Source organism: Kribbella sp. NPDC056861 (assembly GCF_040687575.1).
In the GTDB taxonomy this organism is placed as follows: Bacteria; Actinomycetota; Actinomycetes; order Propionibacteriales; family Kribbellaceae; genus Kribbella.
In genome coordinates this window covers 227,056-240,022 of record NZ_JBFBNQ010000008.1, presented here as the reverse complement: position 1 = coordinate 240,022, position 12,967 = coordinate 227,056, and the positions used below count along the sequence as shown (strand labels likewise).

The window sequence follows — 12,967 nt, the reverse complement described above, 5'->3', positions numbered from 1 at the left end:
ACCAGGAGCTCTCCGCCTGAGCCCGCTGGCCACTCACTCCGATTGACCACTACTGCCTGTCACTCTGCTCGCACTCGATCCTGCTTGTCGGACTGGACGAATTCGGAGGATGATCCTGTGCGTTTGGACGAACTAGGCTGGGAACCCGGCTTCTAGCGTCGGAAAGGTGCTGCCTTCCGTGACGAATCGACCCCGCGCCAGCCTCGGCCGCGTGCTGGACGACCTGGGCGCCACCCTGCTCGAACTCGTCCACGGCGACCCCGACCAGCCGCTGGAGCTCGGCGGCGTCGTCACCCATGACCCCCTCGACGAGCCGGTGCTCCCCCGGCACGCGCTCGTCCTGGGCGTCGGCCTCCAGGAACCCACACTGATCGCCTGGGTACTGCGTGACCTCGGCCGCCAGCAAGCCGCCGGCCTGGTCGTCCGCTCCCCGATCGCTCCCGACCCGGCGATCACCGAGGCGGTGGCCGAGTCCGGCGTGGCCCTGCTCGGCCTGACCCGAGGCGCGTCGTGGGACCAACTCGCAGTACTGCTCCGCTCTCTCCTCGCCGAGGGAGACGTAGGAGTCGCGGAGCCCGAAACCCTTGGCGGCATGCCCTCCGGCGACCTCTTCGCCCTGGCCAACGCGGCCGCCGCCCTGCTCGATGCACCCATCACGATCGAGGACCGCAGCTCCCGCGTACTCGCCTTCTCCGGCCGGCAGGACGAAGCCGACATCGCCCGCGTCGAGACCGTCCTCGGCCGTCAGGTGCCGGAGCGCTACTCCCGTTTGCTGCATGAGCGCGGTGTGTTCCGCGATCTGTATCGCAGCGACCGGCCGGTCCACATCCCGCCACTGCCGATCACCTCGAAGGAGTTCACCCTTCCCCGCGTCGCGGTCGCGGTCCGCGCGGGCGACGAGATCCTCGGCTCGATCTGGGCCGCGGTCCGCGACCCACTCAGCGAGGAACGCACCCAGGCCCTCTGCGACGCCGCCAAACTCGTTGCCCTGCACATGCTTCGCATCCGGGCCGGCGCAGACGTCGAACGCCGCCTCCGCGCCGACCTGGTCAGTACTGCGCTCGAAGGCGGCGCCGGAGCCCGCGACGCACTCGACCGCCTCGGCCTAGCCGACCAGCCAGTCGTAGTACTCGCACTAGCTGTCCCAGTCTCCGACTCTCTAACCGGCGAGGCCGGCCTAGCCACCGAACGCCAGCGCCTCGCCGACGCCTTCGCCATGCACCTCGGCGCCGTCCACCCACGCTCAGCCGCCGCCTTGGTCGGCGACGTCGCCTACGGCCTGATCCCGGTGCGACCCGACCGCTCCTCCGACGGCGAGGAGAGCGCAGTACGGATCGCGAAGGACTTCCTCGACCGCATCGGCGATCGCGTCACCGCGACGATCGGCGTCGGTCCCGTAGTACTGGAAACCGCCCGGCTCCCCCACGCCCGAGCCGGCGCCGACCGAGCCCTCCGAGTACTCCGAACCAACCGCGGCACCCAACGCATCGCCCGCCTCGCCGACGTCCACGTCGAATCCCTCCTCCTCGAACTCCGAGACCTGATCGAAGCCCGCGGCGACCAACCCACCGGCCCGATCGCCCGCCTGATCGCCTACGACCACGAACACAATTCCAACCTCGTCGAAACCCTCCGAGCCTGGCTGGACGCCTTCGGCGACGTCATCGCCGCCGCGGCCGCTGTGTACGTGCACCCCAACACCTTCCGCTACCGCCTCCGCCGCCTCGCCGAGGTAGGCGCGCTGGACCTGGACGACCCGGAAGCGCGCTTCGCCGCGATGCTTCAGCTGCGGGTGGTCACCCCAGCCCGTCGCCCGGCCGCCGGCTCCGACCGGGCTTAGCTGGCTGGCTGGCTGGCTACCTGTGTCTGCATGACCAAGCTCGCAGTACTGACGCAGGTAAAGGCCGCAGTACCGGCACAGGTGCAGGTCCGTAGTACTAACGCGGGGTACAGACCCGGACTACTGGCACGGGGTGCAGGCCCGGAGTACCGGAGCTGGTGCAGCTTCGCAGTACAAGCGCAGATTCAATTGCCGAGGTCACGGGTGTAGGTGCGGAAGGCAAGTACGCAGTACCGGCGTGTGTGCAGGTCCGGAGTACAGGCCCGGGTGCATGGGCACAGTACATGGACGGGTGGAGCGCAGATGTAGAACTGCGGCTGTGGGAAATGGCCGACCCGACCTACTCATAGGAGCAGGCCGGGCCGGATGGTGCTAAGCAACGCGAGGTAGTGCAGGTGAACTACGACTTGCGCTTGGTTACTTCTTCCGTGCTGGTCGGCAGGACCTTGTGCAGGTCGCCGACCACGCCGAAGTCGACGAGCTCGAAGATCGGGGCTTCTTCGTCCTTGTTGATCGCGATGATCGTCTTGGAGGTCTGCATGCCGGCTCGGTGCTGGATGGCGCCGGAGATGCCTGCCGCGATGTAGAGCTGCGGGGAGACGGTCTTGCCGGTTTGGCCTACCTGGTAGGCGTGCGGGTACCAGCCTGAGTCGACGGCGGCGCGGGAGGCGCCTACTGCTGCGCCGAGGGAGTCGGCGAAGGCTTCGATCGGGGCGAAGTCGCCGCCGGTGCCGCGGCCGCCGGAGACGATGATCGCAGCCTCGGTGAGCTCCGGGCGGCCGGTGGCCTCGCGGGGCTTGGAGTCGGTGATCTTGGCGGTCTTGGCGCCGTCGGAGATCGTCACGTCGAACTCCTCCACCTCCGGCGACGTCTCCGCGGCCTCGGGGGTCGCGGCATTCGGCTTGACGGTGATGATCGGGGTGCCGTGGGTGACCTTGGCCTGGACCGAGAAGTTGCCGGCGAACACCGACTGGGTGGTGACCGGGCCTTCCTGGACGTCGACGGCGTCGGTGATCAGGCCGGAGTCGAGCTTGACGGCCAGCCGGGCGGCGATCTCCTTGCCCTCGGCGTTCGACGAGATCAGGATCGCGCTGGGCTCGATCTTGGCCGCGACCTGCGCCAGCGCCTCGGCCTTGGGGGCCACCAGGTACTGCGTGAGCTCGGGGTCGGTCAGTGCGATCACCTTGGTCGCGCCGTACTGCCCGAGTGCGGGCAGTGCGTCCTGGACGCCGTCGCCGATGTAGACGGCGACGGGCTCGCCGAGGCGGCGCGCGATGGTGAGGAGCTCCGCGGTCGTCTTGCGGACCTTGCCACCGGTGTGGTCGACGAGAACGAGAACGTTAGCCATGAGTTTGCTCGCCCCTCAGAGGAACTTGTTGGTGGACAGGAACTCGACGAGCTGGGCAGCACCGCTGCCGTCCTCGTCGGTGACGATCGTGCCGGCGGTACGGGCCGGACGCTCGGTCACCTGGGTGACCTCGGTCCAGGCCGACGCGGCACCGACCTGGTCGGGCGAGATCTCCAGGTCGGCCAGCGACCAGGTCTCGACCGGCTTCTTCTTCGCGGCCATGATGCCCTTGAACGACGGGTACCGCGGCTCGTTGGCCTGGTCCGACACCGACAGCACCAGCGGCAGCGTGCCTTCGATGGTGTCGCTAGCGGTGTCACCGTCGCGGCGGATGGTGACGGTGTTGCCGTCGACGGTGACCGAGGAGCCCAGCGTGACGCCCGGCAGGCCGAGCCGCTCCGACACCATCGCGGGCACGACGCCCATCGAGCCGTCGGTGGAGGCCATCCCGAACACGATCAGGTCGGCCTCGAGCTTGCTCAGCGCCTTGGCCAGGATCAGCGAGGTCGCCACGGAGTCGGAGCCGTGGATCCCGTCGTCGTTCACGTGGACACCGGCGTCGGCGCCCATCTGCAGGCCCTTCTTGATGGCGTCGGCGGCTTGCTCCGGCCCGACCGTGAGGATGGTCACCTCACCGTCGCCGGATTCCTTCACGGTGAGCGCGGTCTCGACGGCGTACTCGTCCAGTTCGGACAGCAACCCGTCGACCCCGGCGCGATCCACCGTGTTGTCCTCGGAGCGGAACCGGCGGTCAGCCGTGGCATCCGGCACGAACTTCGCGCAGACGACGATCTTCATAGCGTGTGGGACCCCTTCTGGTTAACGGTCTCTCCCAGCCTGCCACGGATGTTACTCGCGAGAAACATAAGACGCGTGCGAGTCCCATCACAGTCGCGCGGGCACGAACAGCACGTACCCACCGCAACACCTAGTCTGACCGGGTGACCGAGACGTTACCGCTGACCGGTGAGAGAACAGCCCCCGGGATCTGGCATGAGAACTACTGGTTCGCACGCCACGAGGCTGCCTATCGCTGGATCACGGCGAATTGGCTCGATTCCGAGACCGGCCGCGTCCTCGACGCCGGCTGCGGCGAGGGGTACGGCGCGGACCTGTTGCACCGGGCCGGGGCTCGGCAGGTCTTCGGCCTCGACTATGAAGGTACGACGCTTCGGCACGTGGCGAAGGCTTATCCACAGGTCAGTCTGGTGCAGGGGAATCTCGTCCAGACCGGGTTCGCCGACGACAGCTTCGGGCTGCTCGTCTCGCTGCAGACGATCGAGCACCTGTGGGAGCAGCCGCGGTTCGTCGCGGAGTGTGCCCGGATCGTCCGGCCGGGCGCGACCGTCGTGCTGTCCACGCCCAACCGGCTGACCTTCCCGAGCGGCAACTGGTACCACACGAAGGAACTCACCGGCCCGGAGTTCACCGAACTGGTCGCGGCCGACCTCGAGATCGTCGAGACACTCGGGCTCTGGCACGGCGAGAAGCTGACCGCCTGGGAGCAGGCCAACGGCTCCTGCGTGGACGCGCAACTGGCGTCGGATCACGCGGAGTGGTCGCCGGAACTGGTCGAGCTGGTGACCGAGACCCGGCATGAGGACTTCGTGATCCGGGCGGGCGATCTGGAGGACAGTCTCGACCTCGTCGTCGTCGCCCGGCTCACGTAGTACCCCGGAAAGCTACGGGCGGATGAACCGCTCCGCGATCTTGCCGATGATCAGGTAGACCAGGGCCGCGATCCCCCAGTTGACCAGCAGGGTGTTCTTCGCCGTCTCCAGCCGGAACAGGTCCTTGAACGGGCCCACCAGGTCGTGCCCGCGCTCCAGCACCCACTTGACGATCTCGTTGCTCTGGTTCGCCTGGTCGAGCGCCGTGAAGAGCGCGCCGAGGGCAAGCAGTGCGGCGGCGATGACGGCAACCAGCCAGATCAGCGAGGCCGCCAGGTTGCGGAAGCGCTTGACGCCGGACCCGACCGCGGACAGCGCGGCCTTGCCCTTCTCTGTGCCCGAGGACGAAGCCGTCTTCTTGGTCGCAGCGGAAGTGGCCGGCTTGGCCACCGGCTGCTTCGGGGCGGTCGCGCCGGCCTTGGCCGCGGCGCTGGGCGCGGCGGGCTGGCGGGCGACCGGCTTGGTCACCGCGGTCTCGTCCTGCTTCGCCTCGGCCGCCGCCTTCTCGCGGGCCTTCTGCTCGGCGACGATCTCGGCCGCGGTCTTGGGCTTGGCTGGCTTGGTCGCGGTTGCCGTCGTACTGCGGGCGCCGGTGCTCGCCTCGGGCGTCGAAGTCTCCTCAGCCTTCACGTCCTGCGGTGTCACCGCCTTCTCCGCATCGGCGGTCTCGGCCGCCTTGTCGGGTTGAGTACCCACGTCGTCCATCTCCTCAGCCAGGGTCGGTTCCTCGTCCGTCGCCGGTGCCTGCGCCGGCGGTTTCCTGCGTCGGTTGCCCGGGACCGGGCGGGGCGACAACTTGCGTCGCACCCTCCAGATCGGCGCGGGCGGTACTCCGTCCGTCGTGTCCAACGTAGCCAGATCCGCACCGTCCGTCACATCCGCCACCACGATCGGGACCGGATCGACCGTCCGGTGCCGGGCGTCGGTAATGGAGCCGTCGGCGGCCGCCTGGTCCAGCATGGACCGGGCCGCGCCGGTCTGGTCAGCCACGCTGCGTCTCCTCTTCGACGGCTTCGGGGACATAGTGCCCGACTGGTGAGTAACTTGAGAACCCTCTGGTGACATCTGCTTTATCACCAGTTGTTCCCGTGGTGTTACCCGCCGAAGCGGTTGTTGCTGTTTCTTGTGGTGAAAAAGACGAGGTTGTGGTGGGCGGGGTTTGCTCGATGGCGGCGGGGAGCGCCGCGGTGGTTGACGTGCGCTGCGCCGCAGAAGTGCCAGTAAGCAGCGCGTCAGGGTGGGTGAGGGCTGCGGCTGCGGCTGCGGCTGCCGCTGGGGCTGGGGCTGGCGCGGGTGGCTGGCCGGCTTTGAGGCGGGCGGTGGTTGCCTCGTTGCTTGCTGCCAACTCCGCCAGGTAGCTGCGGCGTTCCTCGTCGGCGTTGTAGCGGTCGACGCGGTTGCGGACCACCACCGCGGGGATGCCGACGGCCACGGAGTACGGGGGGATGTTGCCTCGGGCAACGCTGTTGGCGCCGATCACCACGCCGCGGCCGATGTCGGTGCCGCGGGTGATGGTGACCTTGGTGGCCAGCCAGCAGTCGGGGCCGATCCGGACCGGGGACTTGACCAGGCCCTGGTCCTTGATCGGGAGGTCGAGGTCCTCGGTCTTGTGGTCGAAGTCGCAGATGTACGTCGTGTCGGCGATCAGGGTGGAGGCGCCGATCTCGATGTCCAGGTAGCAGTTCACCGTGACGTCGCGGGCGAAAACCACCTTGTCGCCGATCCGGAGGGTGCCTTCGTGGGCGCGCAGGCGGGTCTCGTCGCCGAGGTGCACCCACTTGCCCAGGATCAGCCGGCCGTGGCCGGGGCGCGCGACGATCTCCAACTTCTTGCCGAGGAAGACGAATCCCTCGGTGACCACCTGCGGGTGCCGCAGCCTGAACCAGGCGAACCGCCAGTACCGCTTGAGGTAGTACGGCGTCCACGCCCGGTGGCGCACCACCCAGCGCAGATTCGCCGCCGTCAGCAACCGCATCCGTCCAGTATGTACACCGCTACTCGGCGACACCTGTGATGGACACGTTGTAGTAGAGCTCGTCGGGCACGACCTGAGCCAGGACCTTGTCGACCTTGGACAGCTGCAGCCACGACTTGTAGGCGAACATCCGCCAGCCGAAGCCGAGCTTCTCCTCCGGCACGGCCGCCTCGAAGGTGCGGATCGGCCAGCCGACCCAGGCCGCCAGCAGCTCCTCGGTGACAGTCCGTACGTCGACAGCGCCCGCCCGCGTGGCCATCCGGGCCAGTGTGTCCGGGTCGAAGGTGTGCAGATCGACCACGGCCTCCAGCGCAGCGGCCCGCGACGACTCGTCGAGCTCCGACTGCGGTCGCCGCCAGTTCGACAGGGCCGGGAGCTTGGTCACGTTGGTGGTCGCCCACCAGGTCAGCCGGGACAGCCGGCGCGCCACGAAGTCGCCGTACCGGGTCGGCTCGCCGCAGATGACGAAGCGGCCGCCGGGCTTGAGCACCCGCAGCATCTCTCGGAACGCCAGCTCGACGTCCGGGATGTGGTGGATCACCGCGTGCCCGATCACCAGGTCGAAGGTATCGTCGTCGTACGGCAGCTTCTCCGCGTCGGCGACCTTGCCCTCGATCGCGAAGCCGAGGGTGTCCGCGTTGCGCTTGGCCGCCTCGACCATGCCCGGGGACAGGTCGGTGACGTGCGCCTCGGCCAGCACGCCGGCCAGCTTCAGGTTCAGCGTGAAGAAGCCGGTGCCGGCGCCGATCTCGAGCGACTTGCCGTACGGCCAGCCCTCGGTGCCGGCCACGTCGGTGAACCGGTCGCGGGCGTACTCGACGCAGCGTTCGTCGTACGAGATCGACCACTTCTCGTCATAGGTGGAGGCTTCCCAGTCGTGGTAGAGCACCTGGGCGAGCTTGTTGTCGTTCCACGCCGCCTCGACCTCTTCGGCGGTGGCGGACGGCTTCGATGCAGACGTGGTCATCAGATTCCCTTGAATTCGGCCTTGCCGGGGCCGTTCTCGACAAACGACTTCATTCCGATGGAGCGGTCTTCGGTGGCGAAGAGCGCGGCGAACTGCTGCCGCTCGATCTCCAGCCCGGTGTGCAGGTCGACGCCGAGCCCGGCGTCGATGGCTTCCTTCGCCGCCCGCAGCGCCAGGGCGGCGCCCCGGGAGAACTGCCCGGCCCAGGCGACAGCGGCCTCGTAGACCTCGGCAGCGGGAACGACCTTGTCGACAAGGCCGATCTGCAGCGACTCGGCCGCGTCGACAAAGCGACCGGTGTAGATCAGGTCCTTGGCCTTGGACGGCCCGACCAGGCGGGACAGCCGCTGGGTGCCGCCGGCGCCGGGGATGACGCCGAGCAGGATCTCGGGCTGGCCGAGCTTCGCGTCGTCGGCGGCGATCCGGTAGTCGGCGCAGAGCGCGAGCTCGCAGCCTCCACCCAGCGCGTAGCCGGTGATGGCGGCAACGGTCGGCTTCGGGATCGCGGCGACCGCGGTCAGCGCGGCCTGCAGCGGACCCGAGCGGCGGACCATGTCGGCGTACGACATGTCCGCCATCTCCTTGATGTCCGCGCCGGCCGCGAACACCCGCTCGCCGCCATAGATGACAACGGCCCGTACTGCGTCGTCCGCGGTCGCCGCCAGCGCGGCTGCGTGGATCTCGTCCTGCACCTGGACGTTGAGCGCGTTCATCTTCGGCCGGTCCAGCCGGATCGTGCCGACCCCGTCGGCCACGGTCAGGTTGACGAACTCGCCCATCTCCAGCTCCTCAAGTCGTAGTACTACCCGCCGGTCACATCCCCGGCACGGTACCGGACCACCCCCGCCAACCGGTACTTCGGGCGGCTACAGGTCAACGGGCTGCCCCGAGGCGACGGACCGGCGCGCCGCGTCGACGATGCGCAGCGTGCGCAGCCCGACCGCGCCGTCCGGCTGCGGGACCACAGCGGGCGCAGTACCGGGGACGGGTCGGCCAGATGCTCGTACTGCGGTCAGGAACTCCGCGAGCATCATCGAGTCGAGATCGCCGCCGACCGGCAGGAAGACCTCCCCGGACGCATCGGTGCCGCCGACATGCGACTGGAACGGCGCGATCTCCACCGATCCGTTCGTGCCGGTCACCTGCAGCGTCACGCCACCCCAGGTCGGCCCGTTGTCAGGCACGCTCCAGGAGCAGTCGATGGTTGCCAGCAGCCCGTTCGCATAGGTAATCGTGACCAGACCGCCCGTCTCCACCGACACACCCTTGTCCTGGTGCAGCACGTGGTTGGCCACCGCATGCACCCGAGCAGCCTCGACGCCACCGGTCAACCCATCGATGAGATCGGCGCAGTGCACGGTGTGATCGACCAGCGCTCCCCCACCGGCCAGCTCCGCATCGGTGAACCACTGCCGCTGGGCATACGGGATCTTCCCGTTGTTGGTCCCCAGCACCGCGAAGACCTCGCCCAGCCGCCCGGCCTCGACCGACGCCCGCAACCGCCCGTACGACGGCGCGAACCGCACCGGGTACGCCGTCATCAGGATCACCCCGGCCGCCTCGCACGCGGCCACCATCGCCTCGCCGTCAGCCACCTCGGTCGCCAGCGGCTTCTCGCACAGCACGTGTGCGCCGGCAGCGGCCGCGCGCTCGACCAGCCCGCGATGCAAGGCGTTCTCCGAGGTCACCACCACCGCATCGGGGCCCCAGGCAAACAACTCGTCATAGGAGTCGACGTACGGCACGCCGACCTTGTCAGCAAAGGCAGCGCCTCGCGGACCGGCATCGGGAGCAGCGGCACCAGATGGATCAGCCGACAGCACCTCAATGTCGGGCAAGGAGCCGAGCAGCCGCGCGTACGACGAAGCATGCGTGTGCGCGAAGGACGCGATCGCAACCTTCAGGGTCATCAGGCGACTCCCGCCGGGTCGAAGGTGGTCATGTCGACAGAGCGACCAGTCGCCATCGACTCGCGCGCCGCCTCGGCCAGATAGACAGCAGCGGCGCCGTCAGCGGCAACCACCCGCGGCTCGATCCCGCTCTTCAGAGCAGCAGCGAGCTCCCGCAACTGGGTCAGATATGGACTCTCGTACAAGGTCGACGAGGGGATCAGCAGATCTGCCTTGCTGCCCTCGCCCTGCAACTTCTCGGCATACCCGATGCCCTGGTCCGACGTGTACTCGAGCACACCCGACGAGCCGGCGATCGAGAAGCCGGTCTTGAACGGCGTACCGGTCGCTCCCCAGGTCGCCCGCAGATGGCTGATCGCGCCGCCTTCGTGCGTCAGCGTGACGTGCGCGGCCACGTTGACCGGGCTGATCCCGTCCACGGTCGGCGGACTCTGTACGGCGTACACGCTGGTCACTTCGCCGCAGATCCAGCGTGCCTGATCGAGGTCGTGCACCATCAGATCCATGATCACGCCGCCCGAGCGCGCGACCTCGCGGTACCAACCGGCACCGGCCGGTGACGACGCCTGACGGAAGAAACGCGCGACGGCGACCTTGCCGATCTTCCCCGCGACCACGGCGGTGTGCGCGGCGACGTACTCCGGGAAGTACCGCACCACATGCGCCGGATAAACCCGTACGCCGGCAGCGGCCGCCGCCTCGGCGAGTTCATGCGCCTCGCTGGCCCGCAGGGTGAGCGGCTTCTCGCAGATCACGTCCTTGCCGGCCCTGATCGCCGCCAGCGCGATCTCCTGGTGCGTCGCGGACGGGGTGACGATGTCGACGAAGTCCACTGCGGCGAGCAGGCCGTCGAGAGTCGGGGCGACCTCCAGCCCGTACTTCGCCGCGAGCTCCTCGGCGCCGGCGGCCGAGTGCACCAGCACCCGGGCCCCGAGCGCCTGCCAGGCCGCGACGTGAACGGTCGCGATGTTGCCCGCGCCGATCAGCCCGACCGTCAGGTCAGAGTCAGACATGGAGTTCCTTCACTCGATCCGGATCACCGCGGGTAACTTAGTAACACTTGTTCCGTTTGTATCAGGTTTCGCCGCCCGAGAGGCGAGCTTTGACCTGTCATGGGCACAATGTGCCGGTGACCGAAGCCACCGCCGCCCCGAATGCGCTCGGCCCATCCTCCGATCCGGACCTCCGGTTAGGCGCGGTGGTCCAGCCCGACGGCACCACGTTCACCGTCTGGGCGCCCGCCGCCGAGCGGGTGGAGCTGACGCTGCTCGACGGCGCCGGGGGCCAGCGCAACCTGGACCTCGCGCACACCGGTGAGTACTGGACCGGATTCGTCGGCGGGGTCGGGCACGGGCAGCGCTACGGGTATCGGGTGCACGGTCCGTTCGACCCGACGCACGGGCTGCGGTTCAACCCGGCGAAGCTGCTGCTCGATCCGTACGCGCGTGCCGTCGACGGCTCGCTCGACTTCGCCAGTCCGCTGATCTACGACTCCTCCGAGGGCGACTCGGCCGGCCACGTGCCAGTCGGGGTGGTGGTCGCCCCGTCGGAGCCGCCGCCGCCGATCAGCCGGCCGGTCCCCTGGACCGAGACGGTGATCTACGAGCTGCACACGAAGGGCTTCACCAAACTGCACCCCGACGTACCGGAGCACCAGCGCGGCACGTACGCCGGGCTGGCGCACCCGTCGGTGATCAACTACCTGGTCGATCTCGGTGTGACCTCGGTCGAGTTGCTGCCGATCCACCACTTCCTGACCGAGCCCGCGATCGCTGCCCGCGGAGTCCCCAACTACTGGGGCTACAACTCGCTCAACTACTTCGCGCCGCACGCGCCGTTCTCGTCGTCGGGCTCGCTCGGTGAGCAGGTGGCGGAGTTCAAGGCGATGGTGGCGGCGTTCCATGCCGCGGGCATCGAGGTGATCCTCGACGTGGTCTACAACCACACCGCCGAGGGTGGTTTCGACGGGCCGACGCTGAGCTTCCGCGGGCTCGACAACCGCGCGTACTACCGGCTGACGCAGGGCGGCGCCATGTACGACGTCACCGGGACGGGCAACTCGGTCGACACGTCGCATCCGCAGGTCCGCCGGCTGGTGATGGACTCGCTGCGGTACTGGGTCGAGGAGATGGGCGTCGACGGGTTCCGGTTCGACCTGGCGGTGACGCTGATCCGCAACGAGCGGCACGAGGTCGACACGGTCAACCACCCGTTCCTCGCCGAGGTGGCCGCTGATCCGGTGCTCGGCCGGGTCAAGCTGATCTCCGAGCCGTGGGACGTTGGCAACTTCGGCTATCAGGTGGGCAACTTCGGCACACCGTGGTCGGAGTGGAACGGCAAGTACCGCGACAGCGTGCGAGACATCTGGCGCACCTCGTCGTACGGCGTACAGGATCTCGCGTATCGGCTGTCCGGCTCGAGCGACCTGTACGGCGACGACGGCCGCTACCCGTACGCGTCGATCAACTTCGTCACCGCGCACGACGGGTTCACCCTGCGCGACCTGGTCTCCTACGACCACAAGCACAACGAGCAGAACCGCGAGGACAACCGGGACGGGACCGACGACAACCGGTCCTGGAACTGCGGGGTCGAGGGCGAGACCGACGATCCGAATGTGATCGCGTTGCGCAAGCGGCAGATGGCGAACCTGATGTCCACGCTGGTGCTGTCGACCGGCGTGCCGATGATCACCGCGGGCGACGAGTGCGGACGCACGCAGCACGGCAACAACAACCCGTACTGCCAGGACAACGAGACGTCCTGGTTCGACTGGTCGCTGCCGTCGGAGTGGTCGGATCACTTCGCGCTGACGAAGAAGCTGCTGGCGTTGCGGGCAGCGCACCCGACCTTGCGGCAGTGGCACTACTTCTCCGGTCAGCCGGTGGTGCCCGGCGGCCGCAAGGACCTGTCCTGGATCGCGCCGCACGGAGGCGAGATGACGCAGGCCGACTGGCACGACGGGAACCTGCGCACGATCGGCATGTTCCTGGCCGGTGACGCGCTGCGCGGAACTGATGCCGAGGGCAACGTTCCGGTGGACGCGTCGTTCCTGCTCGCGCTGAACGCGACGGCCGAGACCCGCGACGTCGTCGTACCGGACGCGTCCTGGGCACCGGCCTACGAGGTGGTGCTGGACACCAGCAGCAGCGGCGCGACCGAGGTCGAGGCCAATGCCGTCGTCCCGCTCGCGCCGCGCTGTCTGGTGCTGCTCCGCGCACTCTGATTCTGTTCATCTTTGTCGGGTACCTTCGCTG

At 68.5% G+C, this 12,967-nt stretch carries 11 protein-coding genes; 3 read left to right on the top strand and 8 right to left on the bottom strand.

All coding sequences use genetic code 11. The features are described from left to right. The first annotated feature begins 178 nt into the window (after positions 1–178). Complete coding sequence (locus tag AB0P21_RS35480) at positions 179–1,840, top strand: helix-turn-helix domain-containing protein (protein WP_363702767.1); 1,662 nt, start codon at positions 179–181, stop codon at positions 1,838–1,840. Positions 1,841–2,240: 400 nt separating this feature from the next. Here the strand turns inward: AB0P21_RS35480 and AB0P21_RS35475 are convergent, their stop codons facing one another. After that, a complete protein-coding gene (locus AB0P21_RS35475; protein ID WP_363702765.1) occupies positions 2,241–3,188 on the bottom strand; it encodes an electron transfer flavoprotein subunit alpha/FixB family protein in 948 nt (315 codons plus the stop codon). Between the two features lie 15 nt (positions 3,189–3,203). Then, a complete protein-coding gene (locus AB0P21_RS35470) occupies positions 3,204–3,986 on the bottom strand; it encodes an electron transfer flavoprotein subunit beta/FixA family protein (RefSeq protein ID WP_363702763.1) in 783 nt (260 codons plus the stop codon). A 143-nt stretch (positions 3,987–4,129) separates the two neighbouring features. Here AB0P21_RS35470 and AB0P21_RS35465 point away from each other — a divergent pair, with 143 nt between their 5' ends. Then, a complete protein-coding gene (locus AB0P21_RS35465) occupies positions 4,130–4,858 on the top strand; it encodes a class I SAM-dependent methyltransferase (protein WP_363702762.1) in 729 nt (242 codons plus the stop codon). A gap of 12 nt (positions 4,859–4,870) precedes the next feature. Here the strand turns inward: AB0P21_RS35465 and AB0P21_RS35460 are convergent, their stop codons facing one another. From AB0P21_RS35460 to AB0P21_RS35435, 6 genes are all read right to left on the bottom strand, one after another. Continuing rightward, on the bottom strand, positions 4,871–5,848 hold the full coding sequence (locus AB0P21_RS35460) for a hypothetical protein (protein ID WP_363702760.1): 978 nt from the start codon (positions 5,846–5,848) through the stop codon (positions 4,871–4,873). Continuing rightward, the gene (locus AB0P21_RS35455) at positions 5,841–6,833 is read right to left on the bottom strand and encodes an acyltransferase (protein WP_363702758.1); all 993 of its coding nucleotides are present in this window, start codon (positions 6,831–6,833) and stop codon (positions 5,841–5,843) included. Before AB0P21_RS35455 ends, AB0P21_RS35460 begins: the two co-directional genes overlap by 8 nt. Positions 6,834–6,852: 19 nt before the next feature. Then, a complete protein-coding gene (locus AB0P21_RS35450; protein ID WP_363702757.1) occupies positions 6,853–7,800 on the bottom strand; it encodes a methyltransferase domain-containing protein in 948 nt (315 codons plus the stop codon). Continuing rightward, positions 7,800–8,579 carry an enoyl-CoA hydratase-related protein gene (locus AB0P21_RS35445; protein ID WP_363702755.1) on the bottom strand — a complete coding sequence of 260 codons (780 nt, stop codon included), beginning with the start codon at positions 8,577–8,579 and terminating at the stop codon, positions 7,800–7,802. Before AB0P21_RS35445 ends, AB0P21_RS35450 begins: the two co-directional genes overlap by 1 nt. 87 nt (positions 8,580–8,666) lie before the next feature. Further along, complete coding sequence (locus tag AB0P21_RS35440) at positions 8,667–9,710, bottom strand: Gfo/Idh/MocA family oxidoreductase (protein ID WP_363702753.1); 1,044 nt, start codon at positions 9,708–9,710, stop codon at positions 8,667–8,669. Then, the gene (locus tag AB0P21_RS35435; protein WP_363702751.1) at positions 9,710–10,723 is read right to left on the bottom strand and encodes a Gfo/Idh/MocA family oxidoreductase; all 1,014 of its coding nucleotides are present in this window, start codon (positions 10,721–10,723) and stop codon (positions 9,710–9,712) included. The genes AB0P21_RS35440 and AB0P21_RS35435 overlap by 1 nt, the downstream gene beginning before the upstream one ends. Before the next feature lie 116 nt (positions 10,724–10,839). On the opposite strand from AB0P21_RS35435, the gene glgX reads away from it, so the two are divergent. Further along, complete coding sequence (glgX, locus tag AB0P21_RS35430) at positions 10,840–12,936, top strand: glycogen debranching protein GlgX (RefSeq protein WP_363702749.1); 2,097 nt, start codon at positions 10,840–10,842, stop codon at positions 12,934–12,936. Positions 12,937–12,967: the final 31 nt, after the last annotated feature.

What these genes read in the sequence shown, in the direction of transcription:
- AB0P21_RS35435 (WP_363702751.1), bottom strand. Translation starts at nt 10,723, where the DNA reads ATGTCTGACTCTGACCTGACGGTCGGGCTGATCGGCGCGGGCAACATC.
- AB0P21_RS35450 (WP_363702757.1), bottom strand. Translation starts at nt 7,800, where the DNA reads ATGACCACGTCTGCATCGAAGCCGTCCGCCACCGCCGAAGAGGTCGAG.
- AB0P21_RS35440 (WP_363702753.1), bottom strand. Translation starts at nt 9,710, where the DNA reads ATGACCCTGAAGGTTGCGATCGCGTCCTTCGCGCACACGCATGCTTCG.
- AB0P21_RS35455 (WP_363702758.1), bottom strand. Translation starts at nt 6,833, where the DNA reads ATGCGGTTGCTGACGGCGGCGAATCTGCGCTGGGTGGTGCGCCACCGG.
- AB0P21_RS35470 (WP_363702763.1), bottom strand. Translation starts at nt 3,986, where the DNA reads ATGAAGATCGTCGTCTGCGCGAAGTTCGTGCCGGATGCCACGGCTGAC.
- AB0P21_RS35445 (WP_363702755.1), bottom strand. Translation starts at nt 8,579, where the DNA reads ATGGGCGAGTTCGTCAACCTGACCGTGGCCGACGGGGTCGGCACGATC.
- AB0P21_RS35475 (WP_363702765.1), bottom strand. Translation starts at nt 3,188, where the DNA reads ATGGCTAACGTTCTCGTTCTCGTCGACCACACCGGTGGCAAGGTCCGC.